The 26,457-nt window shown below is 61.1% G+C and carries 26 protein-coding genes and 2 pseudogenes; 22 read left to right on the top strand and 6 right to left on the bottom strand.

The genetic code is table 11. The features are described from left to right. Positions 1-12: 12 nt before the first annotated feature. The 5 genes and pseudogenes from AB7F49_RS13090 to AB7F49_RS13070 all read right to left on the bottom strand — a co-directional run. On the bottom strand, positions 13-579 hold the full coding sequence (locus tag AB7F49_RS13090; protein WP_428522964.1) for a 3-phenylpropionate/cinnamic acid dioxygenase subunit beta: 567 nt from the start codon (positions 577-579) through the stop codon (positions 13-15). Then, the gene (locus AB7F49_RS13085; RefSeq protein WP_428522962.1) at positions 576-1,421 is read right to left on the bottom strand and encodes an SDR family NAD(P)-dependent oxidoreductase; all 846 of its coding nucleotides are present in this window, start codon (positions 1,419-1,421) and stop codon (positions 576-578) included. Before AB7F49_RS13085 ends, AB7F49_RS13090 begins: the two co-directional genes overlap by 4 nt. Positions 1,422-1,426: 5 nt before the next feature. Further along, the gene (locus tag AB7F49_RS13080; RefSeq protein WP_428522961.1) at positions 1,427-2,785 is read right to left on the bottom strand and encodes an aromatic ring-hydroxylating oxygenase subunit alpha; all 1,359 of its coding nucleotides are present in this window, start codon (positions 2,783-2,785) and stop codon (positions 1,427-1,429) included. Between the two features lie 135 nt (positions 2,786-2,920). Continuing rightward, complete coding sequence (locus tag AB7F49_RS13075) at positions 2,921-3,529, bottom strand: IclR family transcriptional regulator (RefSeq protein WP_428523060.1); 609 nt, start codon at positions 3,527-3,529, stop codon at positions 2,921-2,923. Between the two features lie 75 nt (positions 3,530-3,604). Beyond that, positions 3,605-3,778, bottom strand: a pseudogene (locus AB7F49_RS13070) (helix-turn-helix domain-containing protein); the annotation flags it as partial. Between the two features lie 139 nt (positions 3,779-3,917). Here AB7F49_RS13070 and AB7F49_RS13065 point away from each other — a divergent pair. The 9 genes from AB7F49_RS13065 (at position 3,918) to AB7F49_RS13025 (ending at position 13,482) form a co-directional block, all read left to right on the top strand. Beyond that, positions 3,918-4,913, top strand: a complete 996-nt coding sequence (locus AB7F49_RS13065) for a 2Fe-2S iron-sulfur cluster-binding protein (RefSeq protein WP_428522959.1) — start codon at positions 3,918-3,920, stop codon at positions 4,911-4,913. 50 nt (positions 4,914-4,963) lie between these two features. Then, on the top strand, positions 4,964-6,010 hold the full coding sequence (locus AB7F49_RS13060) for an ABC transporter substrate-binding protein (protein ID WP_428522957.1): 1,047 nt from the start codon (positions 4,964-4,966) through the stop codon (positions 6,008-6,010). Positions 6,011-6,023: 13 nt separating this feature from the next. After that, entirely contained in the window at positions 6,024-6,869 is an 846-nt protein-coding gene (locus tag AB7F49_RS13055) for an ABC transporter ATP-binding protein (protein WP_428522955.1), read from the top strand. Beyond that, positions 6,866-7,669 (top strand): ABC transporter permease, encoded by an 804-nt coding sequence (locus tag AB7F49_RS13050; RefSeq protein WP_428522954.1) that lies wholly within the window; start codon positions 6,866-6,868, stop codon positions 7,667-7,669. The genes AB7F49_RS13055 and AB7F49_RS13050 overlap by 4 nt, the downstream gene beginning before the upstream one ends. 82 nt (positions 7,670-7,751) lie before the next feature. Beyond that, positions 7,752-8,738, top strand: coding sequence for a LysR family transcriptional regulator (locus AB7F49_RS13045; protein ID WP_428522952.1), 987 nt, complete (start codon positions 7,752-7,754; stop codon positions 8,736-8,738). Between the two features lie 68 nt (positions 8,739-8,806). Next, on the top strand, positions 8,807-10,765 hold the full coding sequence (locus AB7F49_RS13040; RefSeq protein WP_428522950.1) for a flavin-containing monooxygenase: 1,959 nt from the start codon (positions 8,807-8,809) through the stop codon (positions 10,763-10,765). A 31-nt stretch (positions 10,766-10,796) separates the two neighbouring features. Continuing rightward, positions 10,797-11,423 carry a Bug family tripartite tricarboxylate transporter substrate binding protein gene (locus tag AB7F49_RS13035; RefSeq protein WP_428522949.1) on the top strand — a complete coding sequence of 209 codons (627 nt, stop codon included), beginning with the start codon at positions 10,797-10,799 and terminating at the stop codon, positions 11,421-11,423. Then, positions 11,419-11,754, top strand: coding sequence for a tripartite tricarboxylate transporter substrate-binding protein (locus tag AB7F49_RS13030; RefSeq protein ID WP_428523058.1), 336 nt, complete (start codon positions 11,419-11,421; stop codon positions 11,752-11,754). Before AB7F49_RS13035 ends, AB7F49_RS13030 begins: the two co-directional genes overlap by 5 nt. Positions 11,755-11,757: 3 nt before the next feature. Next, on the top strand, positions 11,758-13,482 hold the full coding sequence (locus tag AB7F49_RS13025) for a thiamine pyrophosphate-binding protein (RefSeq protein WP_428522947.1): 1,725 nt from the start codon (positions 11,758-11,760) through the stop codon (positions 13,480-13,482). Here the strand turns inward: AB7F49_RS13025 and AB7F49_RS13020 are convergent. Further along, positions 13,451-14,188, bottom strand: coding sequence for an SDR family NAD(P)-dependent oxidoreductase (locus tag AB7F49_RS13020; RefSeq protein WP_428523057.1), 738 nt, complete (start codon positions 14,186-14,188; stop codon positions 13,451-13,453). The genes AB7F49_RS13025 and AB7F49_RS13020 overlap by 32 nt on opposite strands. Before the next feature lie 217 nt (positions 14,189-14,405). On the opposite strand from AB7F49_RS13020, the gene AB7F49_RS13015 reads away from it, so the two are divergent. The 13 genes and pseudogenes from AB7F49_RS13015 to AB7F49_RS12955 form a co-directional block, all read left to right on the top strand. Then, the gene (locus AB7F49_RS13015; RefSeq protein ID WP_428522945.1) at positions 14,406-15,326 is read left to right on the top strand and encodes a LysR substrate-binding domain-containing protein; all 921 of its coding nucleotides are present in this window, start codon (positions 14,406-14,408) and stop codon (positions 15,324-15,326) included. 138 nt (positions 15,327-15,464) lie between these two features. Continuing rightward, positions 15,465-16,463, top strand: a complete 999-nt coding sequence (trbB, locus tag AB7F49_RS13010) for a P-type conjugative transfer ATPase TrbB (protein ID WP_428522943.1) — start codon at positions 15,465-15,467, stop codon at positions 16,461-16,463. Further along, positions 16,460-16,792, top strand: coding sequence for a TrbC/VirB2 family protein (locus AB7F49_RS13005; protein ID WP_428522941.1), 333 nt, complete (start codon positions 16,460-16,462; stop codon positions 16,790-16,792). The genes trbB and AB7F49_RS13005 overlap by 4 nt, the downstream gene beginning before the upstream one ends. Beyond that, on the top strand, positions 16,792-17,061 hold the full coding sequence (locus AB7F49_RS13000; protein WP_428522939.1) for a VirB3 family type IV secretion system protein: 270 nt from the start codon (positions 16,792-16,794) through the stop codon (positions 17,059-17,061). The genes AB7F49_RS13005 and AB7F49_RS13000 overlap by 1 nt, the downstream gene beginning before the upstream one ends. Positions 17,062-17,071: 10 nt before the next feature. Further along, positions 17,072-19,507, top strand: a complete 2,436-nt coding sequence (trbE, locus tag AB7F49_RS12995; protein WP_428522937.1) for a conjugal transfer protein TrbE — start codon at positions 17,072-17,074, stop codon at positions 19,505-19,507. Beyond that, a complete protein-coding gene (trbJ, locus tag AB7F49_RS12990) occupies positions 19,504-20,244 on the top strand; it encodes a P-type conjugative transfer protein TrbJ (RefSeq protein WP_428522935.1) in 741 nt (246 codons plus the stop codon). The genes trbE and trbJ overlap by 4 nt, the downstream gene beginning before the upstream one ends. After that, positions 20,241-20,618, top strand: a complete 378-nt coding sequence (trbK-alt, locus tag AB7F49_RS12985) for a putative entry exclusion protein TrbK-alt (protein WP_428522933.1) — start codon at positions 20,241-20,243, stop codon at positions 20,616-20,618. The genes trbJ and trbK-alt overlap by 4 nt, the downstream gene beginning before the upstream one ends. Beyond that, positions 20,618-21,739 (top strand): P-type conjugative transfer protein TrbL, encoded by a 1,122-nt coding sequence (gene trbL, locus AB7F49_RS12980; protein WP_428522931.1) that lies wholly within the window; start codon positions 20,618-20,620, stop codon positions 21,737-21,739. Before trbK-alt ends, trbL begins: the two co-directional genes overlap by 1 nt. Then, on the top strand, positions 21,739-22,428 hold the full coding sequence (gene trbF, locus AB7F49_RS12975; protein WP_428522929.1) for a conjugal transfer protein TrbF: 690 nt from the start codon (positions 21,739-21,741) through the stop codon (positions 22,426-22,428). The genes trbL and trbF overlap by 1 nt, the downstream gene beginning before the upstream one ends. After that, entirely contained in the window at positions 22,425-23,420 is a 996-nt protein-coding gene (gene trbG, locus AB7F49_RS12970; RefSeq protein WP_428522927.1) for a P-type conjugative transfer protein TrbG, read from the top strand. The genes trbF and trbG overlap by 4 nt, the downstream gene beginning before the upstream one ends. Beyond that, positions 23,417-24,592 carry a TrbI/VirB10 family protein gene (locus AB7F49_RS12965; RefSeq protein ID WP_428522925.1) on the top strand — a complete coding sequence of 392 codons (1,176 nt, stop codon included), beginning with the start codon at positions 23,417-23,419 and terminating at the stop codon, positions 24,590-24,592. Before trbG ends, AB7F49_RS12965 begins: the two co-directional genes overlap by 4 nt. 134 nt (positions 24,593-24,726) lie before the next feature. Further along, on the top strand, positions 24,727-25,968 hold the full coding sequence (locus AB7F49_RS12960; protein ID WP_428522923.1) for a tyrosine-type recombinase/integrase: 1,242 nt from the start codon (positions 24,727-24,729) through the stop codon (positions 25,966-25,968). Continuing rightward, a pseudogene (locus tag AB7F49_RS12955) lies at positions 25,965-26,457 on the top strand (tyrosine-type recombinase/integrase); the annotation flags it as partial. The gene AB7F49_RS12960 and the pseudogene AB7F49_RS12955, both read left to right, overlap by 4 nt.

Here is a 26,457-nt window from a genome sequence, read left to right as displayed (position 1 = left end):
GTGTTCCCCTGGTCAGAAGAAGATCGAAAGATTTTTGGCGAGGAGGACATTCTGATCGAGGGTGATTTCCCGGCGCGCGATCTTCCAGGCGTCCCCGTCGCGACGGAGCACGTCGGTCCGCTTGCCGACGAAGGTGTAATTCTCGTGTTCGACGCGGTTTTGGTAGATCAAGAAGCGGCTCTTGACGACGACTTCCGTCGCGCTCTCAAGCGAGGGCCGCGCGTCAAGCACCAGGACATTGGTGACCAGTCGACAGACCCGCGAAAGCGGCTCTTCCGCGAAGTGGACACCGGTCAGGATTTGGTCGATGCGTTTCCCAAGCGTCCAGCGGTCTTCGTCGAACCAGCTGATGCCCTCGCCCGCACGCGTGTCCTCTTTTTCGGCTTGCTGGCCGAACTTCACATTGCGGCGCATCGGCATGAAGTAGACGATGTCTTCGGCGACCAGCTCGAACCACTCCTTGAACTTGCGCAAGTCGAGGAGCTCAGCTTCCCGGTATAGAAAGTCTTCGACCTCTATTTTGAGATCGAAATACGCTCGTGAGCGTTTCAGTGGCGGCAATTCGGCTATGGCGTTCATGGATGCACCTGCTCGGGTTTGACCGGCTGAACGGCGTTCTCGGACGTGCGTTTGCGCGGGATCGGGCCGCCCTGATGCGCAAAGCAGCCGACATCGATCACAGTGCCCGAGATCGTTTGCGCGTCGTCAGACAGGAGAAAAGCCACTGCATGCGCCAGGTCCTCCCCTGTCGCGACGCGGCCCGCCACAGTACCCGGCGCTTCCTTGCCCAAACGGTTGATGTCACCACCGACGCGTCCGAGACTCATCCCGCTGACAATCCCGCCTCCGCCCGGAATGACGGTGTTGACCCGGATCCGGTCGTTGAAGTGGTCGTATGCAAGGCTGGCGGCGAGCGCGAACAGCGCGCCCTTGCTTGCCGCGTAAGCCGCCATATTCGGCTTTCCCCAGCCCGCGCCGGAGCCGACGATGACGATCGACCCGCCCCCCTGATCGATCATGTTGGGCAACACCGCTTTCGATGAGAGAAAGACGCCCTTCGTATTGACGGCGAAAATCCTGTCCCAGGTCGCCTCGTCCGTATCTATCACGGTGCCGAGGGGCCCGATCGCTGCGTTGTTGATCAGGGCGTCCACGCGACCGTATTTGCCGAGGGTGAAGTCGACGACGCGGGCCACATCCCCGGCGATCGAAACGTCGGCCTCCAGCAGTTCGACCTCGAGACCCTCGGCCTTGGCTTCGTCACGAAGGGCGGGAATGGCGCGCTCGGCAATGCTCGAAATCTGCTTGCCCTCGAGGCCGAACGAAACGACACGGTAGCCGCGGCGGGCAAGCGTCAGCGTGATCGCTTTGCCGATACCAAACGTACCGCCCGTGACGATGGCGACCTTCGGCGCGGTCAAGGAATTCACTCCGCCGCGGTGGCGTGGGGGTGCTTCAAATTGTCTTCACCAAGACACTCGCTCCACGAGCCGTCGTTCATGTACGCGCCCCACGCCCGGTAGAAGCCCCGTGCGTTTTCCTCTGTAATCTGCGTGCTGACCGTGCCGGGAACAAATTCGTTGCTGCTATGCGCATGCAGCGATTGCTGGTAGTTGAAGGGATAGCGTCGCGCGATCGTGCCGACGCTGGCATTGGTCGCATACAGCCAATTCTCCATGTCGTCTTGTTCGGTCATGCCGGCCGGGCCCGAGTAGCGCATATAGTAGCGCCGCAGCATGTCCTTCACGTTTTCTGGCGCATCCTTGTCGACGAGGAAAAAGCGCCAGGCTTCGGTCGAGGTCGGCGAATGGGGGTGCCACGCACATAACCCGCGTGGCTGTCTTGCATGCGAGGATGTATTGGGGAAATAGGTCGCGGTGAATCCCGTCACCCGCGCCTGATCACCGAGCCTTCGTTTGCGCTCGTTGTGACAGTGCCGGAAATACTCTTCGATGATCGGATCGTTCTTGTAGGATTCGATGTATTCGTTGTTTTCCGGCTGGATCGCGCTGTGTACGCCATGACCGGCCGGAAAGCTGACCCACACATGCTTCGCATTCTCCATCTCGTCGTCACGGCGGCCCTTTTTCCCCGCGACGGCGCTTGGCCCGATGCCGATCAAATCCACCGATCTATGGCTCGGATTGTGATAGGTGTCGCCGAGGAAGTTTTCGGCGGCGAGCTTCCAGTTCGCGGGCAAGACCCACTTCTGCACGCCGATGACTTCCGATCCGCCCTCACGACCATCTCGGCAGTCAAGCACCTGATCAAGATGCAGCTTGGCGCCCCCCAGATACGTCAGGAAGTCGGGCGCTTGCGGATCCCACGTCGCCCAGATCGCGCCCTTGTAATTGACCATTTTCGCGACTTCAATGAGCGACCAGTCACCTCGCTCCAGCTGACCCTCGTACAGCGTGCGATAGAGTGGAACGCCTTGTAGCTTGCCGTCGGTCGTGTAGCTCCAGCTATGATATGGACAGGTGAACAGCGAGGTGTTGCCCTGATCGTATCGGCACACCTTCATCCCGCGGTGTCGGCACGAATTCAGAAAGACATGAATCTCGCCTTTTTTGTCGCGGCAAAGAATCACTGACTCCTCGCCCATCCGGGACGCATAGAAATCGCCCGGCTTCGGGATCAGGCTTTCATGGCCGACGAACAACCAAGCGCGCGTGAAGAGCTTCTTCAACTCGTCCTGGTAGACGCCCGGATCCACGAAGATCTCGCGGCTGATGACGCCCTTATCCGGATTCATGGTCGCTTGAATGGAGGGGGGCAGGCCCATCTCGTCCGTCTCCCTTGAAACAAATGCCGACACTCAGAGGTGATTCATAATGTCCACTGCATGGACATCTTGTACGTTTCTAGATAACCTAAACTTGGGCGGGCGGCTGCGTCAAGCGAACCACCCATCACAATTTCAACGTTGAAACCTTTGGAGACTGAGACGTAATTGCGCGGCGCGGCCCGAGCTCTTGCGCAAGCCACTCATTTTGTCGCGCTTGGCTGCGCTAGGCTGGTGCCCGTAACCCAAGGCCGACGACAACTCGCCAGCGGCGCGCTGCACCGAGCGAATGGCATTCTTCTCCCAGGCCTGATCGAGGCGGGCTTGGGGGCCAAAGACACCGATCGACCCGACAACTTTTCGAGTGTGATCGAAGTATGGCGCCGCGATCGCAACCGCGCCGGCGAACACTTCGGCGCGGCTGATGGCAAAGCCCTCGGCACGGATCGACTCAAGGCTCTGCAACAACTGCTTTTTGTCCAGACCCTTGGGGAGCGTCCGCAAGATCGGCTCGATCTCGATCGGCGCCATCGATGCAAGGATGACCTTTCCGCTCGCCCCTCGGGAAATGTGCTCGGTTTCGCCGATACCGCGCGCGATCTTGAGGAAGTGCGGCGCTGAGAGTTCCAGCACGCAAAGCCGCTGATCGCCGCGCAAGATAAAGAGAGCCGCGGTTTCATTCGTCTGTTCCCGCAAATGCTGCAGGATCGGCTGTCCGGCTCCGATCGGATCGATGCCGGCCATCCAGTTGCTCGCCAGCTGCCCTACGCCGTAATCGAGAGAGAACCGCTGCGGCTCGCCCGAAATTCGCACCAAACCGCGTGCGGCCAGCGTTTGCAGCAGCCGATACAGCGTAGGCCTACTCAATGGCACCCGCTCCTGGATATCCAGCACACTCATCGAAGCGCGCTCGGGGGTGAAGCATTTGAGAATATCGATGGCCCGGTCGACGGCTCGGACGACGGATACCTTGGATGATTTTGCGCGTGGCATCGGATTCTCCGGATTCCCACACCGCATAGCCTGACGCGACCGATGAGTCCATACCGTGGACACACGTGGGGTTGACGCCACCCACGAATGACTGGATTATCTCGAATGTACATGTTGTCCGTCAAATGGACATGAACTGATGACGACATATCCGGTGACGCTCGTCTTTGCGGACGGTGCGGCCTGCACGGTCGAGGTGGCAGCAGGGCAGAACATCGTGCAGGCATTCGCCGCGCACGGGTATGCTCTGTTGACCGATTGCTCTGAAGGCAGATGCGGCACCTGCATGGGCCGCTTGCTTACCGGGTCGGTTGAACTCGGCGCCTATGACGAACAGACGTTGCTTGATGACGACAGAAGCGCCGGAATGACCCTGCCCTGCGTCGCTGCTGCGACGCAGCCTTGCGTCATCGAGCTTCCCTATGACTTTGCCGAGGTCACGGCAGACGACGTCCAGATTCGCGGCTCCGTCGCGGACATCGACCCAATCGCCTCTGAGGTCGTCCGGTTCGTTGTCAACCTCGAGGAACCGCTGGCCTTCCTTCCGGGACAATACGTCTGCATTACCCCGGAGGGCCAATCCTTCACACGATCCTATTCAATGGCCAATCCCCCCGGAGAGCGACGAGCCATCTTCTATGCGCGCCTGGTTGAACGCGGCGTGTTCTCGACCTGGCTCACAACACAGGCGAAGCCAGGCTGCACGGTCTTGCTTAGTCGACCCCATGGCAGCTTTTTCCTGAGGGACGAAAAGCGCCCGCGCCCTTTCGTAGCGGGCGGAACAGGGCTCGCGCCGTTCCTCTCAATGCTTCACGCGATGTCAGAGTCCCCGACCCTCGCTCAGCCAACGCAGATTCTGATCGGGGCTCGAACGCAGAAACATCTCTTCGGCATCTCGGAGCTCGATAGCCTCAAATCGAAAGTCGCCAGCCTGAGCGTCCGAATTTTAGTCGAGCAGCCTGACGGCACCGGCCTTCTCAAAGGCTTCGCGACCGACGCGATATCGGAAGAAACATTCGAGTCGGACGCCCGCGCCTACCTTTGCGGTCCGCCACCGATGGTCGAAGCCGGGCGAAAGGCGCTTGCCCGCTTCAACATGCCACCAGCCGATATTCTGTGTGAACGCTTTACCTAGTCGGTACGTCGCCAACGAGACAACGAAAAAAACACCACGGGAGAAGTGCAATGTCCAACAAGCTTTTCAAGTCGATCGTTATGCTCATCGCTTGCGGTATTGGCGCGGGCGCACCAAGCATACCCGCAGCAGCCCAATCCCTCAAAATCGGCGTTGCGGGGACGTCTTCGGACGCGCCCTATTTCATTGCCGACAAGAAGGGCTTCTTCAAGGACGAAGGCCTGACCGTGGAATTCATCCGGTTCGATTCCGCTGCGAAGGCAATCCCCTCGCTCGCCTCGGGTGAACTCCAGATCGCTGGCGGAGCGACCTCCGCCGGTCTCTACAACGCGATGAAGCGCGGCATCGACATCAAGATCGTCGCCGACAAGGCCCGCAATTCCAAAGGCTACGGCTTCTCGAGCATGCTGGTTCGAAAGGATCTGTACGACAGCGGCAAGGTCCGCAGCCTGAAAGATTTCAAGGGCCTGCGCGTCGCGGTCTCCGCGCCCGGAAACAGCGAGTCCGCCTGCGTCGACGGCGCCCTGAAGACCTCCGGTCTGTCATGGAAAGACATCAGTCCGGTTTATCTGGGTTTTGCTCAACACACGGCCGCGTTTCAGAACGGCGCAATCGATGCCAGCCTCACCACGGAACCAGCGCGGTCCAATATTCTTAAGTTGGGCACAGCGGTCGACGTGGCGAAAATCGACGAGGTCCTGCCGGAGTTTCAGACCGCAGTGACCTTCTTTTCCGAAAGCTTCATCACCAAGCAGCGCGACGTCGCGACGAAAGCAATGCGCGCCCTGATCCGCGGCATGCGCTTTTACAACGACGCATTGAAGGACGGCAAGCTCGCCGGTCCCGCTGCGGACGAAGTCGTCGCCATCCTCGTCGAATATTCCTTCATCAAGGACCCCGCCATCCATCGCTCGATCACGTCGCACGCAACCCATCCGGACGGCGATGTCGACATGCCGAGCCTGACCAGCTCCTGGCAGTTTTTCAAGGATACGAACCAGATCGACGGCTCCGTCAGGGTTGAAGACGTCACGGATATGAGCTTCGCCAGGGAGGCTGCAGCAAGCCTTGGCAAATATGTTCGCCGCACGCAGTAACGAGCGAACGACCATGTCAGCTCTGAGCCTTGCTCCCACGGCTTCCGTCGTGCCGGCCAAACAGCCCGCCGAAACCGCCATCAGCATTGTTTCGCTTACCAAGCGGTTCGGCAAGCTCACGGCGGTCGACAATGTCAGCCTTGATATACGGCGCGGCGAATTCTTCATGATCGTTGGGCCTTCCGGCTGCGGGAAAACCACCCTGCTGCGCATCCTGGCAGGGCTGGAAGACGCAACGTCGGGCGAAATCAAACTCCACGTCAATCCGACAAGCCACCGGCCAACCAACTCGATGGTGTTCCAGGGAGACTCGATTTTCCCGTGGATGACGGTCTGGAATAACGCCGCCTATGGCCTGAGGCTCAGACACGTGCCGGACGCCCAGCTCAAGGAGGCGGTCGGCCATTATCTCGATCGAACGGGCCTTACACGCTTCTCGGATTATTATCCGCATCAACTTTCAGGCGGGATGCGGCAGCGCGTCTCGATCGCGCGCGCCTTTGCCAACGATCCGGAAATCCTCCTGATGGATGAGCCGTTCTCCGCCCTGGATGCGCAGAACAAGCTGCTGTTGCAGGAAGAGCTTCTGCGCATCTGGGAAGAACACAAGAAGACAGTCATTTTCATCACCCATAGCGTCGACGAAGCCGTGTCGCTCGGCGATCGCATCATGATCATGACCGCGCAGCCGGGACGCACGAAAACCATCGTGCCCGTCCCGTTGGCGCGGCCGCGCAACATCATGGAGTTGCAGCGCGACCCCAGATACGGAGCGCTCGTCCATGAGATCTGGGCCAATCTACGCGAAGAGGTGCAACGCGCGCGAGAGATCTCCGAGAACCAAAGGGACACACGGTGACCGTCACAGAGGTTTTACAACGCGCGAACCGGTACGTTTCGTTTTCTCCCGCGAGCCAGGACCGCATCATCAGCTTTATTTCCCCGGTCGCGCTACTGGTTGTCTGGGAGTTGGCCGCTCGCTTCGGCTGGATCGATACGCGCTTTTTTCCGGCGCCCTCGAGCGTTTTCGCAACGCTCATCCACATGTTTCAAACCGGCGAGCTCGCCGAGCATTCTCTGATCAGTCTGAAACGCCTCTTCTTCGGCACCATCATTGGCGGCATACCGGCGCTGATACTCGGCATCGTCATGGGCCTCAACCGCACCGCGCGCGCCATCGTCGACCCGTTGGTTGCGGCAACCTATCCCATCCCAAAGAGCTCGATCCTGCCCCTTGCCCTCCTCATTTTCGGGCTCGGCGAAGGTTCAAAGATCTTCATGGTCGCGGTCGGCGTGTTCTTTCCGGTCGTCATCAATGCGACGACTGGAGTACTCGGCATCAACAAAATCTATCTCGATGTCGGAAAAAACTTCAAAGCCGATCGCTGGCAGACCTTCTGGACGATTGCCCTGCCTGGCGCGATGCCGGTGATCATGACGGGATTCAAACTCGGCATCGGCATGGGACTCGTGCTCATCGCGATCGCCGAAATGATTGGCGCCAAGAGCGGTCTCGGCTTTCTTATCTGGAGCGCGTGGGAGACGTTTTCGGTCGAACAGATGTATGTCGGCCTCTTCATGATCGCGATCATCGGCTTCATTCTGACGATCATCATGAACGAACTCGAAAAGATTCTGGTCCCGTGGAAGACGAATTAGGGTAGCGATCGGCCCAGACATGCGTTCCGGCAAGCACCTGTGTCTTGAAGCTCATCACCCGCCAGCGCGGGGATAGCCGGACATGGACCTCAAGCAGATCACCTATTTCACCTGGACCTACGAAGCCCGCAGCTTCACGGCGGCGGCCAAAAAGGCCAACATTGTTCAGCCCGCGCTGAGCATGCAGATCAAGCGGCTGGAGCAGGAGCTTGGCCTGAAGCTCTTCAAGCGGAACCCTGCCGGCATCCAGCCGACGCCGGCAGCGGACCAGCTTTACAAGCATTGCAACGTCATCATCGGCGAACTGGCCGATGCAAGGGAGCGCCTTGGGCGCCTGAGCGAAGCGAGCGAGACGAGCGGGCGCATCACGGTCGGCGTGCCCCCCGCCCTGACAAGGCGCATCCTCGCGCCTGTCCTGGTCGAGCTTCTGGACAAGTATCCGAAGCTCGAGGTCTCGATCTTGGAGGCCTATTCCGGTTCGGTTGTCGATTGGGTCAAGAGCGGAAAGGTCGATTTTGCGCTCGGCGCCTCTCCTCCCGACTCCGCGACCCTGAAGCGGCGTCTCGTTTGCCACGATACGGTTGTTCTGGTCTCGAGCCGGCCTATCAACGGAACGAATTTTTCGCCTTGTGACCTTGCCGCGTTGCCCGCACTCAAACTGATCTTTCCGGCGAACCCGAACGGATTGACCGCATCGTTGCGCAAACGCGTCAAGACCGGCGAGATCGCACCGGAGCGTATCGTCGAGATCGATAGCAATGTCGGCTCGATGGAACTGGCCCGAACCTCGGACTGGGCGCTGATCAGCCCTCTGCTCGCAATCCCCGAGGAGACGTCACCACAACTCTACGTCTACCCTATCACGCGGCCGAAGCTGCCTTTCCCCATCTATCTCCTCTACGATCAGGCTCGCCCGCTCACCAAGCCTGCGCTGCGCTTTCTTGAGCTGCTCAAAGAGCGGCTGCGTATCGACAAGCAGTCCGCAGCGTCCGCCGACGGCACCGGTGCCAATGGCTTTCGTCAGCATTGCTGCATCACAGGCGCTGATGCCCCCATCACGAACGGATAGTTGCAGCTGATGTACCACGATCCGCATCCTTCCCGCGGTTACACACACACACGTGCCCGGGAGCTGATGTGGCCGCTATCCCTCCCACGTCTCGAAGCGATCTCAACAACCTAGGACCACACCTCCTCGATGAAACGCGGCTGCGAAGCGCGCTCGAGGAGACGGATATCGTTCCGCAATTGATGGTTTATACGCAGATCACCGGAGATCTGTCGCTGCTCGAGAAAGCGAAACCCTTCATCAAAGGTGCCTGGGATTATCAAGTCGAGATTCCCGCCGGGCTGCAAGCGTCGATCCGAGATGCGCTGGTCTCGGCATTGAAACGTTTCGAAGATCGCAAAACGCCGGTTCCGGTGCCATCGCCCGCGCTCTTCGGGGCCATCATGAATACGGCAACGGGGGTGACCCTGCCCGATGAGTATCTGCCGCTCTTCATGGAAGAGATGGGCGACGTGCCCGGCTTTTCCCGGACCGTGCCGTGGCGGGCGCCGCCGGGGAAAGACGTGCTTGAACGATTCAAAGTCATCATCGTCGGCGCCGGCCTATCCGGCATATGCATGGGCATCAAACTACTCGAAGCCGGCATCCCGTTCGTGATCTATGAAAAGAATGATGCGGTCGGCGGCACCTGGTACGAGAATGCGTATCCCGGCGCGGGCGTTGATATTCCCAACCATTTCTATTCGTTTTCCTTCAAACTGAAGCACGACTGGTCGCGGCATTTCGCCAAACGCGACGAGCTTTGGTCCTACCTGAAGCAATGCGTCGCCGATTATGGTCTCGACCGTCATATCGTTTTCAACGCCGAAGTCACCACAGCGACCTTCGATGAAACGCAGTCGATATGGGCGGTCACCGTCCGCCACGGCAACCAGACCGAGACGGTCGATCGCGGCAACGTCTTCGTCACGGCGACTGGTCAATTGAACCGTCCCAAGGTGCCCGATATCCCGGGCATGGACACATTCGAGGGCGCGTCATTCCATACCGCGCGTTGGCCCGCAGGCGAGAAACTGGACGGACGGCGCGTTGCCTTGATCGGGACCGGCGCGAGCAGCATGCAGGTGGCGCCATCGATTGCCAACAAAGTCGCGAAACTCCTGATTTTCCAGAGAACGCCCTGCTGGGCCGCCCTGCATCCGAACTACCAACGCAGTGTGCCGGATGGCATGCAATGGGCGTTCAAACACGTCCCCTATCTCGCGCAGTGGTACAGGCTCCTCTTGTTCTGGGCGGCCGGCGACGGGCTTCACGCCTCCCTTCAAGTCGATCCCGATTGGCCGATGCCGGAACTCTCCGTCAGTGCCGAAAACCACAAATTACGCGAAAGCCTCGTCGAGCACATCAGACGGGAGCTCAAGGACCGCATCGACCTGATCGAGAAGGTGATTCCAAGTTACCCGCCTTACACGAAACGAATGCTCCGGGACAATAACTGGTACCAGACCCTGCAACGGCAAAACGTCGAGCTTGTGAATGCTGGAGTGGCGCGTATCAGCGGCAACAGCATCATCGACGAAACCGGAGCCGCACATGAAGCGGACGTGATCGTGTTTGCAACCGGTTTTCATTCCAACCGTCTGCTGTGGCCGATGTCCATCAAGGGTCGAGACGGCCGCGTCATTGAAGATATGTGGGATCGCGACGACCCGCGCGCCTTTCTCGGGATTACCGTTCCAGGGTTTCCAAACTTCTTCATCTTGTATGGTCCCAATACGAACCTGTCTCACGGCGGCAGCATCTTTTTCCATGCCGAGCTGCAAGTGCGATACGTGATGCAAGCTTTGCGTGACATGATCGAAAAAGATCTTGCGTCGGTCGAATGCCGGCAGGATCGCTTCGACACCTATAACGATAGCGTCGACGAGGCGCACAGCCGGATGGTCTGGGCGCACAAGGGTGCCAACAGCTGGTATCGCAACAGACGCGGACGAGTCGTCGCGAACTCGCCCTGGCGTCTGGTCGATTACTGGCGATTGACCGCCGCCTTCAACCCGGACGACTACACGATAAGGAAGGCCGACTAAAAACAATAACGTTGAATCTGGAGGAACGAGAATGCTTACGCGACGCCACGCTCTCCTTGGAGCGATTTCTGCCTCCACAGCGATCAAATCCGCGCTGGCTTATCCTGCCAAGCAAGTGACTTTGGTCGTTCCGTTCGCACCGGGCGCGGCAGCGGACGGTATAGCACGGCTCTTGGGTACCTATTTGGCCGAGCGCATGGGGATCGTCGTCGTCGTTGAAAACAAGGCCGGCGGCGGCAGCTCAATCGGGCTGATAGCCGTCTCGCGCAGCAATCCCGACGGCCAAACGATCGGTGTTGGCGCGACCGGAGCCATTGCGGTCAATCCTCACGTCGAGGGTACGTCGGCACTCGACCCGCTAAAGTACCTCGCCCCGATCTCCAAATTGATCGACGTCCCACTCGTCTTTGTTTCGCACGCCGATACCAAACTTAGGACGATCAACGACGTCGTCTCTGCCTCGTTATCGAGTCCCGGCGGGTTTAGCTACGGGACGACCGGCACACATTCGTCCCAGCATCTTTCAATCAAGGTGCTGAAGCACTTGACCGGCGCCCGCCTTGTCCACGTCCCTTATCGTGGGAGTGCACCTGCTGTAACTGACGTTCTGGCCGGACAGGTGCCGCTGGCGTGTGTCGATCTGACTTCCCGCAATTGAGCACATCAAGGCAAAGGCCCTTCATGCGATCGGCACGACCGCCGCAAGGCGCTACGCGTTGGCCGGGGACATTCCTACGTTCGCTGAACAGGGCGTTTCCGGTTTCGATGTGCCGGCCTGGATCGGCTTGTTCGGCCCTGCAGGGATGCCCGCGGCCGCGATCGAGGAACTTTCCATGCACTGTGCTACCGCCCTTTCCGACAAGGACGTCGCAACGAAAATCGAGCGGCTCTACTGCGCCCCAAGCTATCAGGATCCCCAGACATTCAAAACCTTCATCGCAACCCAATCCGAAGCGATGCGCGGCCTGCTCCGCGCCGCCGCGAATTGACCGATGCGCGGTTTGCCCGTTGCTGCAGAAAGTATCCCCACGATGAAGATGACCGGTGGCGACGCGTTGGCCCAACAGCTCGTTCACGAGGGTTCGACCGATGTCTTCGGTGTTCCGGGCGTGCAGCTCGACTGGGCGGTTGAGGGCCTAAGAAAGGTCAGTGACACGCTTGCCTACACCGTGACGCGGCATGAGCAGGCCGCCTCCTACGCTGCGGACGGCTATGCCCGCAGCTCCGGGAAGCCCGGAATCTGCATGGTGGTCCCGGGCCCAGGCCTCCTCAACGCAATGGCCGGTCTCGCAACCGCCTTCGCTTGCAACTCGAGAGTCTTGTGTATCGTGGGGGACATACATTCGGCGGCGATCGGGAAAGGGCTGGGTCTCCTTCACGAAGTCCGGGACCAATCGCGGATCCTTGGTAGCGTCACAAAATGGCAAGGACGGGCCATGCGTCCTGACGACGTTCCCGGGATCGTCCGTCAGGCATTTCATCAGCTCATGACCGGACGTCCTCAGCCGGTCGGCATCGAGATTCCGCACGACGTTCTCAGCGCAAGCGCCGACATATCATTGCTCGATCCGGTCGCCGTGAAGGAGGTACAGCCAGATATCGGCGCGATAGAGCGCGCCGCATTCCTGATCGAACGAAGCAAGAATCCGGTGATCTATGCGGGGGGCGGTGTTCTCAGTAGCGGAGCGTCAAGGTCGTTGCGCGCCCTTGCCGAAAAATTGCAGTGCCCGGTCGTCATGGGTGAAAATGGCCGCGGCGCCCTCTCCGACCGCCATCCGTTGGCGCTTTCCACGCTGGAAGGAAGAGCCGTCTTCCCGGATGCCGATCTGGTTCTGGTCGTGGGCAGCCGCTTTGTCGACACCGCCCTGGGCAGGCCGGCATGGCCGACAGATAACAAGACCTACATTTACATCAACCTCGACCCCTCGGCCTGGTCGTCGCCGCGACGCGCAGATTGCGCGATCGAGTGCGATTGTCGTACGGCCCTGGAAGCGCTGGAACGCGCCTGCAGAACGCGGCCCGCGACGGTCCTCGACATTCAGCGCGTCCGCGCGAGCGCGCTGGAACAGATCAACGACATCGAACCACAGGCATCCTGGGTCAGAGCGCTTCGATCCGCGATCCCCGATGATGGCGTCCTTGTCAATGAGTTGACGCAGGTCGGATATTTCGCCCGTCTTGCCTACCCGGTCTATGAGCCGAACACGCTGCTGTCGCCGGGCTATCAGGGCACGCTCGGATACGGCTTGCCGACCGCGCTCGGCGCTGCGGTTGCAAACCGGAACCGGGTCGTCGTCAGCATCAACGGCGACGGAGGATTTGGATGGAACATGCAGGAGCTAGCAACGGCAAGAAAATACAGTCTGAATGTCTCAATAGTGGTTTTCAACGACGGGCACTTCGGCAATGTCCGGAAGATGCAAAATGATCAGTTCCAGGCCGAGTACGGCATTGCTGACAAACCCTCGGTTCGATCACCTGGCCGATGCGTTCGATATCCCGTATTTTCGTGCCGACTCACCGCGCGAAATGCAGGATGTCATCGTTCAGCACTCAGGCGCAGGCCCCATCTTCGTAGAGGGTCCGGTCGGCTCGATGCCAAGTCCGTGGCATCTGCTCAGGCTCACGCCGCCGCCCTTCGCGGTCATTCCTCAGGCCCGGACCGAAACCTGATAGCGGTAGCGCTCAGTTCATCGAGCCGCCGCCGTCGACGATAAGGGTCTGGCCGGTGATAAAGTCGCTTTCCGGGCCCGCCAGAAACAGCATGGTCCCCACCAGGTCCTCGGGCATCTGGTCACGTTTCAGACAGCGGCTGTTTCTGATCGCGTCCGAAATACTGTCTGCCCACCGGTTGTCGACAACCCCGTCGCTCAAGGTGAGGCCAGGCGCAACGCAATTCACCCTTATGCCATCATCCCCAAGCTCGCGTGCCATCGCGCGCGTCATCGCGATCACTGCGCCCTTCGACGCGACGTAATGCAGGAAGCGTGGCAGTCCGCGGTAGACTGTGCCCGAAGCGGTGTTGATGATTTTTCCGTATTTTTGCGCGCGCATCAGCGGCAGCACCGCGCGCGCGCATTCGAAAGACCCACGCACGTTAACCGCCATGATCCGGTCCCACTCATCGCTGGCGATCTCCGACATCCCCTTCAAAGGGATCGTGGCGAAGAGTCCAGCGTTGTTGATCAGCACGTGGATGCTGCCAAACGCCCTCACCGTTTTCGCGACCATCGCGTCGACAGCCTGCTTGTCGGTCACATCACACCCAAACCCGATGGCATGTCCGCCAGCTTCCGCGATCTCTTCTACGACGGTGTTGGGATATTTCAGATCGCAAAGGCTCACCCGCGCGCCTTCGGCTGCGAATCCTTTGGCATAGGCAGCACCGATGCCCCGCGCTGCGCCTGTGATCATCACGACCATGTTCGCCAAGCGCAACATCTCGCCTCTTTGTCTCTAAGGGCAGCATCTAATTTCACGCCAACGATCCTTGCATAGAACTCGAATCCCGCGCTCATCATTTGTTGTTATGACGTCATCAGCATAAGAATGGAGTAGAACGAACGCCGCTCCCGGCGAACGGAGCATCGCGGAAGGTTATCTTAAAGTTGGCAGCCTTACGGGTGAGTTCAATTTGAAGATGAGCATAGAAATTTGCCATTTGCGTTACGTCGTTGCAGCTGCCGATTACCGCAGCTTTCGGCGTGCGGCTGCCGCGCTTAACGTCACGCAACCGACGCTGAGCAAGAGAATTCGCGAGCTTGAAGATCAACTTGGTCTGCCACTATTCGAGCGATCCACAAGCGGCTCGCAACTTACTGGGGAAGGCGAGGCCCTCGTAACCAGCGCGAAGCGTATTCTTGCCGAATTGGAGTATATGCAGAATCATGTTAAAGCCGTGAAAGTCGGGACCTCCGGCCGTTTGCACATTGGAATCTATACGTCGCTTTCGACGGGCGCACTCGTCGATATTGTATGTGGCTTCGCAGAGCAGTTTGAAAACGTTGACGTCAACGTGGTTGAAGATTCCAGGTCGTCCCTAATCTCTCTTCTAGATCGTGGTGCTGTCGATATCATTGTTGTACTGGGCGAGCCCGCATATCGCGATTACGCGCATACACGTTTATGGTCTGAACGGATCATGGTTGCCCTCCACAAGGAGCACCCTCTAGTCGAGCGCGAGTTCGTTTATTGGACCGACCTTAAGGGAGAGCGCTTTCTTATGGGTGTTCAGGATCCGGGACCGGATCTTGAGGGCATCCTGCTAAGCAAACTTATATCTCCGGGCGACGGTCCGCTCATCGCCCGCATGAAAGTAAGTCACGACCATCTTCTCGGTTTGGTGAATCGCAAACGAGGTGTTGCTTTGGTTTGCGAATCCTCAATGGGTAACATGCCCGCCGGAATCGTCTATCGAGAAGTTCGTGACGGAAACGGACCAACTCGACTTGGGTTCGTCGCCTATTGGCGCCGAAATAATTCGAATCCTACTTTGAAGCAGTTCCTAACTCTATTGCACGCATTTGCAGGCTCATCGCACGTCGTCATATCGGCGGCATAAGGAAGCGCCGATCGCTTGTATTTTTTCGCTTCATTGCGATGAGCGCCTGACTCTTGTTGCCTAGCCGCACTCGTGCCGCTTCTATTCGTCCCTGATGTCCGGCCCGACTTAACGGGCCGACGTAGCGCCGGGGACAACATGGGGAATGCAACTCCCAAGGCAGAAGCGGTCACGCGCGGTGCCCGCATGTTACGCACGGCGCTCGGGCCGGACATCACCACCTACCTCGAAGATTCCTCCGTCGTTGAGGTCATGCTCAATCCTGACGGTCGCCTTTGGATCGATCGCCTTTCGGAAGGCCTGTTCGAGACCGGTTCTGTAATGTCGCCCGCCGATGGCGAGCGCATCATCCGGCTGGTTGCCCATCATGTCGGCGCCGAGGTCCACCACCGCGCTCCGCGTGTCTCCGCAGAATTGCCTGTAACCGGCGAGAGGTTCGAGGGGCTTCTGCCACCCGTTGTTTCCGCTCCGGCATTCTCGATCCGCAAACCCGCGGTCGCCGTCTTTACGCTTGATGACTACGCAGTCGCCGGCATTATGACCCCCGGCGAGGCGACGATCCTGTGCGATGCGGTGGCCAGGCGTCGCAACATCCTAGTCGCCGGCGGCACCTCGACCGGCAAGACCACCCTCACCAACGCACTACTTGCTGAGGTCGCAAAAACTTCGGATCGCGTGGTGCTGATCGAGGACACTCGCGAGCTGCAATGTCATGCTCGCAATCTCGTGGCACTACGAACCAAGGATGGTGTCGCAACGCTCTCCGATCTCGTGCGCTCGTCTCTTCGGTTGCGTCCCGATCGCATTCCAATTGGCGAAGTACGTGGGGCCGAGGCGCTGGATCTCGTGAAAGCCTGGGGCACCGGCCATCCCGGGGGTATCGGCACCATCCACGCCGGGACAGCACTTGGCGCGCTACGACGGCTCGAGCAACTCATCCAAGAAGCCGTCATCACCGTGCCGCGCGCCTTAATAGCGGAGACGATCAACATCATCGCGGTGCTGGCCGGGAGGGGCGCACAGCGCCGGCTCTCCGAACTTGCGGTTGTCGCCGGCCTCGATGCGACAACCGGCGACTACGTCATCCTCCCGCCTGAGGCGGGCGGCGATCACACACTCAACGGAGACCATCCATGACCGTGCACATACGCGGCCTGCGGACGCGGGCCGCACTGATTATCGCCACTATCACGATCGGCGCGTTGTCAATATCGCCCGTCCGCGCCGCCGGCTCGTCGATGCCATGGGAAGCGCCACTTCAGCGCATCTTGGAGTCGATCGAGGGCCCGGTGGCCAAGATCATCGCGGTGATCATCATCATCGTCACCGGCCTGACGCTCGCGTTCGGTGATACCGCAGGCGGCTTCCGGCGGCTGGTCCAGATCGTATTCGGGCTGTCGATCGCGTTCGCCGCGTCGAGCTTCTTCCTGTCGTTCTTCTCTTTCGGCGGCGGAGCGCTCCTCTGATGCAGCTACGCGAATCGATCGCCGGTTTCCATGCGCCGGTTCATCGTGCGCTGACCGACCCGATCCTGCTCGGCGGCGCTCCTCACTCGGTTGCGATTGCCAACGGCACGCTGGCAGCCACCGTCAGCCTTGGCCTGCGGCTCTGGCTTATCGGCATCCTGCTTTGGGCGGCGGGACACTTCGCGGCGGTCTGGGCGACGCGGCGCGATACCCAGTTCGTCGACGTTGTACGCCGCCATCTGCGCTATCCCGCGCATTTCCGGTTGTGAGGTTCGCGAGATGATGAACCTCGCCGAGTATCGCAAACGCACCGCAAGCCTTGCCGATTACCTGCCTTGGGCGGCACTGATCGAAGCGGGCGTTGTTCTGAACAAGGACGGATCGTTCCAGCGCACGGCACGCTTCCGGGGGCCGGACCTCGACAGCGCCACGGCGGCCGAGCTGATCGGCACGACCGCGCGGCTCAACAGCGCTTTGCGCCGGCTGGGGTCGGGCTGGGCCATCTTCGTGGAAGCGCAGCGCAGCCCGGCGACTGCCTATCTCGACAGCGTCTTTCCAGAAGCCGCGTCCGCGCTGGTCGACCTCGAGCGCCGCGAGCAGTTCGAGGCCGCTGGCGTCCATTTCGAGAGCCGCTACTATCTCACCTTTCTCTGGATGCCGCCGGCCGAAGACGCTTCCCGCGCTGAAAGCTGGCTCTACGAAGGACGCGAGCAAACCGGCGTCGACGCTCATGAGCTGCTTCGCGGCTTCATTGACCGCACCGATCGCATCCTGCAGCTTTTCGAAGGTTTTGTGCCCGAGGTCTACTGGCTCGATGACCCGGAGACCCTGACCTATCTCCACTCAACCATCTCGACCAAGCGCCAGCGCGTCCGCGTCCCCGAAACGCCGATGCACCTCGACGCGCTCCTGAGCGATCAGTCGCTGGTGGGCGGACTCGAGCCTCGTCTTGGCGATGCGCATCTGCGCACGCTCACGGTCATTGGTTTCCCGACGACGACCTATCCCGGAATCCTCGACGAGCTGAACCGGCTGGCCTTCGAATATCGCTGGTCGACCCGAGCAATTCTGCTCGACAAGACTGAAGCCGTCCGGCTGCTGACCAAGATCCGGCGCCAGTGGTTCGCCAAGCGCAAGAGTATCGGTGCGATCCTGAAGGAGGTGATGACCAACGAGGCGTCGGTCCTCCTGGACAGCGACGCTGCGAATAAAGCCGCTGATGCAGACCTCGCCCTACAGGAGCTTGGTGCCGATGACGTCGGACAGGCTTACGTCACAGCCACCGTGACGGTGTGGGATGACGACGCCGGCGTCGCGGCAGAGAAGCTGCGGCTCGTCGAGAAGATCATCCAGGGCCGCAACTTCACCTGCATCGCGGAGGGGCTCAACGCGATCGAGGCCTGGCTTGGCTCTCTACCGGGTCATGTCTATGCCAATGTCAGGCAGCCGCCGGTCTCGACTCTCAATCTCTCCCACATGATCCCGCTCTCGGCGGTCTGGGCCGGGCCGGAACGCGACGAGCATTTCGTGGCGCCGCCGCTCTTCTTTGCTCGGACCGAGGGAGCGACCCCGTTTCGGTTCGCGCTCCATGTCGGTGACGTCGGACATACGCTGGTGGTCGGGCCGACCGGCGCCGGCAAGTCCGTGCTGCTGGCGCTGATGGTGCTTCAATTTCGGCGTTATCGGCAATCGCAGGTCTTTGCTTTCGATTTCGGAGGGTCCATCCGCGCCGCGGCCTTGGCTATGAAGGGAGACTGGCACGATCTCGGCGGCGGTCTGTCGGATAACTCCGATGTTTCCGTGTCGCTCCAGCCGCTCGCCGGCATCAACCAGGTAGCGGAACGGGCCTGGGCGGCCGATTGGGTTGTCGACATTCTGAACCGCGAGGGCATCGTGCTGACGCCTGAGCTGAAGGAGTATCTGTGGGCGGCGCTCACTTCACTCGCGAGTGCTCCTATTGCGGAGCGCACATTGACAGGCCTCGCGGTGCTGCTTCAGTCCGCAAAGCTGAAGCAGGCCTTGCAGCCCTACTGCATCGGGGGCGCCTACGGCCGCTTGCTCGATGCCGAGCAGGAGAGATTGGGCGATGCCCCGGTCCAAGCGTTCGAGACCGAGGGACTGATCGGAACGGGCGCCGCTGGCGCCGTGCTGGCCTACCTCTTCCACCGCATTGAAAGCCGGCTCGATGGCCGGCCGACGCTCCTGATCATCGATGAGGGCTGGCTCGCGCTCGATGACGGGGGCTTTGCCGCCCAGTTGCGCGAATGGCTCAAGACCCTGCGCAAGAAAAATGCCTCCGTCGTCTTCGCCACGCAGTCGCTTTCCGATATCGACGGCAGCCCGATCGCGCCGGCCATTGTCGAGAGCTGCCCGACGCGCATTTTTCTTCCGAATGAGCGCGCGATCGAGCCGCAGATCACCGCGACCTACCGGCGCTTCGGTCTGAACGACACGCAGATCGAGATCATCGCCCGCGCCACGCCCAAGCGCGACTATTACTGCCAGTCCCGCCGCGGCAACCGTCCGTTCGAGCTCGGCCTCGGGCCGATCGCGCTCGCCTTCTGCGGCGCCTCATCCAAGGCCGACCACGCGGCCATCGATCGCGTTCTCGCCAAGCATGGTGCGGACGGCTTCGTGCAGGCCTGGCTCGCGGAGCGAGAACTTCTATGGGCTGCCGACCTCATCCCCGATCTCACCAACCTGGAGGCATCATGAATACCAGGCATTCGCGCATCCGCGCTGCTCTTTTTGCGGGATCCATCGTCGGCGCATTGTCAATCCCGCCGGCATCGGCACAGCTCGTCGTGTACGATCCAAGCAACTATGTTCAGAACGTTCTTCAGGCGGCGCGGGCGCTGCAGCAGATCAACAATCAGATCACCGGGCTGCAGAATCAGGCGCAGATGCTGATCAATCAGGCTCGCAACCTTGCGAGCCTGCCGCAATCCTCGCTCAATCAGATCCAGCAGTCGATCCAGCGCACCCAGCAGCTTCTGAGGGAGGCGCAGCGCATCACCTATGACGTCGGCCAGATCGACCACGCCTTTTCCACGACCTATGGCGCGGCGTCCACGACAGCCACCGACCAGGGACTGATCGACGGCGCACGCGAACGCTGGCGCAACTCCATGGCGGGTCTCCAGGACGCCATGAAGGTTCACGCCGGCGTCGTTGCCAATCTCGAAACCAACCGCATCGAGATGTCCTCCCTCGTCACGGCAAGCCAAACCGCGACCGGCGCGCTGCAGGCGACACAGGCGGGCAACCAGCTCATCGCCTTGCAAACCCAGCAGATTGCCGATCTCACCGCGGCCTTTGCCGCACAAGGTCGCGCGCAAAATCTCGAAGCCGCCCAGCGGACAGCAGCGCAAGAGCAGGCCCGCGAACGACTCCGCCGCTTCCTCACGCCTGGCGCGGGTTATCGGCCAACGACCGTCCGGATGTTCCAATGATGAAGGCCTGGCACCCGTTCAAGCGCGAGGAAAATGGCGACGGCGGAAGTGGCGTCGCCTCGTTCCTGCACTTCGCGGCAATCGCCGCGGCCGTCGCGATCGCTATCATCGCCATGGGCGAAGCAAGCCGTAGCCGTGATACCAGCCGCGCGGTCGGACCAGCAACGGAAACACGTGATCCGCTTGCGGCAGAACTCTCACGCTGCCGCGCGGTGCTGTCAGCAGATGACACCTGCCGCCATATCTGGGCGGAGAATCGCCGCCGCTTCTTCACACCGCGCGCGCCTGTTGCACGGACAACGGACACGCCGACTAAGGCCCAAGACAGGATTCCGACGTCGGTTACTCCCCACTCATCCGATGAGCCACGCTGATGGGTGGCACCGGCGTCATCGATCGCTTCCTTGAGGTCTTCACCCGCTATATCGATTCCGGGTTCGGATTGCTCGGCGGCGAAGTGGCCTTTATCGCCACGACATTGATCGTCATCGATATCACACTGGCAGCTTTGTTCTGGTCGTGGGGCGCGGATGAGGACATCATCGCGCGCCTCGTGAAGAAGACCCTCTTCGTCGGCGCCTTGGCCTTCATTATCAGCAATTGGAACGCGCTTGCGCGGATCGTGTTCGAGAGCTTCGCCGGTCTTGGCCTGAAAGCGACCGGCACAAGCTTCACCGCGGCTGATCTCCTGCGCCCCGGCCGCGTCGCGCAGGTCGGGCTCGATGCCGGGCGCCCGATCCTCGAATCGATCTCCGGCTTGATGGGCTACATCGCGTTCTTTGAGAACTTCGTCCAGATCATGGTGCTGCTATTTGCCTGGGCAATCGTGCTGCTCGCCTTCTTCATCCTCGCGATCCAGCTCTTCGTCACGCTGATCGAGTTCAAGCTGACCACGCTCGCCGGATTTGTGTTGATCCCGTTCGGACTCTTCGGCCAGACCGCCTTTCTTGCGGAACGTGTGCTCGGCAATGTCGTCTCGTCCGGCGTCAAGGTCCTGGTGCTGGCCGTCGTCATCGGCATTGGTTCGACGTTGTTCTCCGAATTCACCGCTGGCTTCGGCGGTAACCAGCCGACCGTCGAGGACGCGATGGCGGTCGTGCTGGCAGCACTATCGCTCCTCGGCCTCGGCATCTTCGGTCCCGGCATCGCCAACGGCCTGATCTCCGGCGGGCCTCAGCTTGGTGCCGGCTCCGCAATCGGTACCGCGGTCGCGGCCGGAGGCGCCGTCGTTGCGGGTGGTGCCGCGGCTGGGATCGCCGTGAGGGGAGCAGCCGCGATGGGCGCGACCGCTGCCGCGGCCCGCGGCGGGGCCTCGACGATAGGCCCTCTCGGCGAAGGGGCAACCCAAGCTGCCTCATCGTCGCCGGCCTGGGCGCAACGCATGAAGCGCCGCCAGACGATGAGCCACGGCGCAACGGCCACCGCCCATGCCGTCAGGTCCGGCGACAGCCACGGTGGCGGCACCTCCATCTCGCTTCGACAGGATGAACGCTGATGACCGTCTTCCGCAGACCGTCCATGCGCTACGGCGCCACGCCTGAACCCGAAACGCCCTATCAGCGCGCGGCCCAGGTCTGGGATGAGCGCATCGGGTCTGCCCGCGTGCAGGCGAAGAACTGGCGGCTGATGGCCTTCGGGTCACTCTTTTTGTCGGCCGGTCTTGCCTTCGCCTTGGTCTGGCAGTCGGCGCGTGGCTCGGTCGTGCCCTGGGTCGTGCAGATCGACAAGCTCGGCGAGACGCAGGCCGTCGGTCCCGCCGTCGCCGACTACAAGCCGACCGATCCGCAGATCGCCTGGCACCTCGCGCGCTTCATTGAGCAAGTGCGCGCGATACCGGTCGATGCCGTCATCGTGCGGCAGAACTGGCTCCGCGCCTACGAGTTCACGACCGATCGAGGCGCGGCCGCGCTCAACGACTATGCACGCGTCAACGATGCCTTCGCTAAAGTCGGCAAGCGCCAGATCGCGGTCGAGGTCTCAAGTGTCATCCGTGCCTCACCGGACTCGTTCCGCGTCGCCTGGTTCGAGCGCGCCTACCAGAACGGCCAGCTTGCCGGCATCGAGCGCTGGACCGCGATCCTTACCATCGCCCTGCAGCAGCCGACCGACGCCGACCGCCTGAAGCAGAACCCGCTCGGCATCTACGTCAACGCCATCAACTGGTCGAAGGAGCTTTCCCAATGAAGCCGCGGATCCTCGCCATCACGCTTCCCGCCGTGTTGATCAGCGCAACCGCACTCGGCGGCTGCGCGCAGAAGATGATCCCGCCTGACATCAGCTACGATGATTTTGTGCCCGCAGCTCGGGCTGCGGAGCCTCCAGCACCAGTTCAGGTTGTTGAGGTCCCAAAGCCGCTGCCACTGCCCGGTCAGCTGAAGCCGGTCGCGGAGAAGGCACGGCCGGAACCGAAAGATCCGAGAGACCGGATCAGCCAGGCGAACAAGGCAGCCCGCGTACAACCCGTTCGAAACGGCTTCATCAACGCCGTACAGGTCTATCCGTTCTCCCCGGGCGCGCTTTATCAGCTCTATGCTGCGCCCGGACAGGTGACCGACGTCGCTCTGCAGCCGGGCGAGCAGCTCGTCGGATCAGGCCCAGTTGCGGCCGGCGACACGGTGCGCTGGATCATCGGTGATACCGAGAGCGGGACGGGAGAGGCCAAGCAGGTTCATATTCTGGTCAAGCCGACGCGGCCAGACCTGCAGACCAATCTCGTCATCAATACCGACCGCCGCACCTATCTTCTCGAACTGAACTCGACCGAGAAGACCTATATGGCGTCAGTCTCCTGGCAATATGCGCACGATCAGCTCATCGCGCTGCGCCGCCAGAACGCGGCTGCACTCGCGGCCCAGCCGGTCGCGACCGGCGTCGACATCTCGTCGCTGAACTTCCGCTACGAGATCGAGGGTGACACACCGGCATGGCGGCCGCTGCGCGCCTTCGATGACGGCATCAAGGTCTATATCGAGTTCCCGTCCGGCATCCGGCAGGGCGAGATGCCACCTCTCTTTATTATAGGGCCGGGCGGCGACACCGAACTCGTCAATTATCGCGCTCGCCAGAACTACTACATCGTCGACCGGCTGTTCGGTGCTGCCGAACTACGCCTCGGAGACAAGAACAGCGAGCGCCGTGTCCGCATCATCCGCACCGATGGGAGGCGCCGGTCATGACCGACGGTTCGCACGGAGCGCCCGATGTCACGCCGGATTTGCGTTTACGCCCAGAACGTCCACGCGTGACGCGACTGTCGCGTAAGGTGTTGATCGGCCTTGGTGGCGTTTCCGGCCTTGTGGTCGCGGCGGCCCTGATCTACGCGCTGCAGACCCGAAAAGCGGACCAATCGGCCAAGGAGCTTTACTCGATCGAGAACCGTTCGACCGCCGATGGCCTGACAGGGCTGCCACGCGACTATACAGGTATCCCAAGACTAGGGCCTCCATTGCCCGGCGACCTCGGGCGGCCACTTCTCAGTGCGCAGAACGAGGGCCGGCCCATCCCGCCGGGAGGCCCTTTGCCGCAACCCGGCGTCACGCCGGAAGAACAGCGACGCTTACAGGAAATCGAAGCTGCACGCCTCAGCAAGCTCTTCGCGGCAACCGCGATCCGGGTAGCCTCGCCCATGGTGCCGACAGGCGGCCATGCCACGCCGGGCTCGGCCCTCGCGGTGCCGGCCGACGCCCCGCCGCTCGATCCCAATGCCGTTCAGAACATGCAGGATCGCAAGCTCGCATTTATTAACGGACCCGTTGATCGCCGAATCGTCAGCCCGGATCGTCTTGCCAATCCTGCATCACCTTATGTCGTGCAGGCCGGCACGGTGATTCCAGCAGCGCTCCTGGCCGGCATCCAGTCCGACCTTCCCGGCCAGGTCACCGCGCAGGTCACGGAGCATGTCTACGATACGCCGACCGGAAACTTCCTGCTGATCCCGCAAGGATCGCGTTTGCTCGGCCAGTATGACAGCCAGATCTCGTTTGGTCAGAAACGCGTCTTGCTCGTCTGGAATCGCATCATGCTGCCGGACGGCAATTCGATCGTATTGGAGCGCCAGCAAGGCACGGATGCCCGTGGCTTCTCCGGGCTCGAGGACGAGGTCGACTACCATTGGTGGGATATGATCAAGGCCGCGACACTGTCGACCTTGCTCAGTGTCGGCGCCGAACTTGGCTCCACTGGCGACGAGAGCGATCTCGTTCGTGCGCTCCGCCGCGGCTCGCAGGACTCGGTCAACAACACCGGTCAACAGCTCGTGCGTCGCCAGCTCAACATCCAGCCGACCCTCACGATTCGCCAAGGTTTTCCGGTCCGCGTGATCGTCAACCGCGATCTCGTATTCCGCTAGCGGAATACAAGATCATATGCCGTCTTGTGGACTATGCCGCGTTGCGTGTGCATGTGCTTGCTTTCCGTGGTATTTTTGAAGATGTCGGTCGGCATAGTTTGGTTCGAGCAGAACCGGCCGACGCGGTTTTTCCGATGAGCAGAGCCTGTCGAAAGAGGCCCTCCCGGCTGCAAGCCGAGGGCCCACTGGCTCCTTATCTGGAGCCATATGCCGAATATCTCGCCGGGCGCGGGTATTCGCAGGTCTCGTATTGGAAGAAGACGTTCCTCCTCAACGAGTTCAGCCAGTGGCTGGGACGCAAGGGCATTCTGGCCGACGAGATCACAAGCGGATACGAAGAAGCGTTCCTGCGCGATCGAGCCCGACACCGCTGTCTCAAAGGCGGCGACCGCATCGCCCTGTCCGCCATGACGGACTGGCTCCAGGAAAAGGGCATTGTCGAACGCCGGGCTACGGCTTCGGTCGAGACGTCCGGCATTGACCGGGTGTTGCGGGAATACAGTTCTTACCTGCACGAAGATCGCGGCCTGGCGCCGGCCACGATCGAGAATTACGCCGGATATGTCAGGCACTTTCTGGCGGAGATAACCGGCGCGTCCGAACCGCGTCTTGCTTCCCTGCATGCCGGCCAGATCGCGGACTATATCCGGCGGAATGCACCGAAGGACCGCACCTTCGCCTCGGCCAAGCACATCGTCACGGCGCTGCGATCGTTCTTCCGCTTCGCAAGGTACCGCGACTACATTCATATCGATCTTGCCGCGGCAGTGCCTTCCGTCGCCGGATGGTCGATGGCGTCGATTCCGAGGGCGATGCCGGCGGATTATGTTCGGGTTCTGCTGAGCGCCAGCAAGACATGGCGAACGCCGGCCGGACTGCGAAATCGAGCCATCTTGTTGCTGCTGGCCCGGCTCGGGCTGCGTGCTGGAGAGGTCGTCCGGCTCGAACTGAGCGATATCGACTGGAGCGAAGGCTGTTTGGGCGTGCGCGGGAAAGGCCGTGTGGAACGGCCGCTGCCGTTGCCCCATGACGTTGGAGAGGCCATCGCAGCCTATCTTGAGGATGGTCGGCCGAACTCGGCCTGTCGCCGAGTGTTCCTGCGTTCCCGCGCGCCCTTCGACGGTTTGAGGTCGCCCAGCGACATATGCCAGATCGTTGCGCGTGCGATGGGGCGCGCCGGTATCGAATCCGGCTCCACGGGAGCGCATCAGCTTCGTCATGCGCTTGCCGTCGACATGCTGCGCCAGGGTGCGTCGCTGACGGATATCGGCCAGGTGCTGCGGCATCGCAGCCCGGATGCGACGCGCCGATACGCCAAGGTAGATCTCGAGGCCTTGCGGGAAGTCGCCCTGCCATGGCCGGGAGCAATGCCATGAACAATCTGTGCGCCGGCGTTGTCGATTATCTGGAATTGCGCCGATCCCTTGGCTTCAAGCTGAAGAATGACGAGCGGCTGCTTTCGAATTTTGCGGCGTTCATGGAACGGCGCGGAGCGACTCGGATCACGTCGAAGCTGGCTCTGGCATGGGCGCAGCAGCCTGAATCGACCGACCCGAATTATCTTGCCGGAAGGCTGCGCGCCATCCGCAGCTTTGCCCGCTACCGCATTCTGACGGACCCGCGCACCGAGATTCCTCCGACGGATCTGTTGCCGCGGCAACGAAGCAGCTTCCAGCCTCATCTCTTCAACCGGGAGGAGATAGCCCGCCTTCTCGCCGCCAGCCTGCAACGACGCCGGGGAGCCAAGCCGATCTCGCGCTGGTCGCGCTATGCGATCTTCGGCCTGCTGAGCGTCACCGGGATGCGGGTCGGCGAAGCACTGAATCTCGATCTGGCGGACGTCGATCTCGACAATGGCGTCCTGA

The sequence above is a fragment of the Pseudorhodoplanes sp. genome, from assembly GCF_050250235.1.
In the GTDB taxonomy this organism is placed as follows: Bacteria; Pseudomonadota; Alphaproteobacteria; order Rhizobiales; family Xanthobacteraceae; genus Pseudorhodoplanes.
The sequence above is the reverse complement of the archived record's forward strand: the minus strand, read 5'-3'. Positions and strand labels throughout refer to the sequence as shown.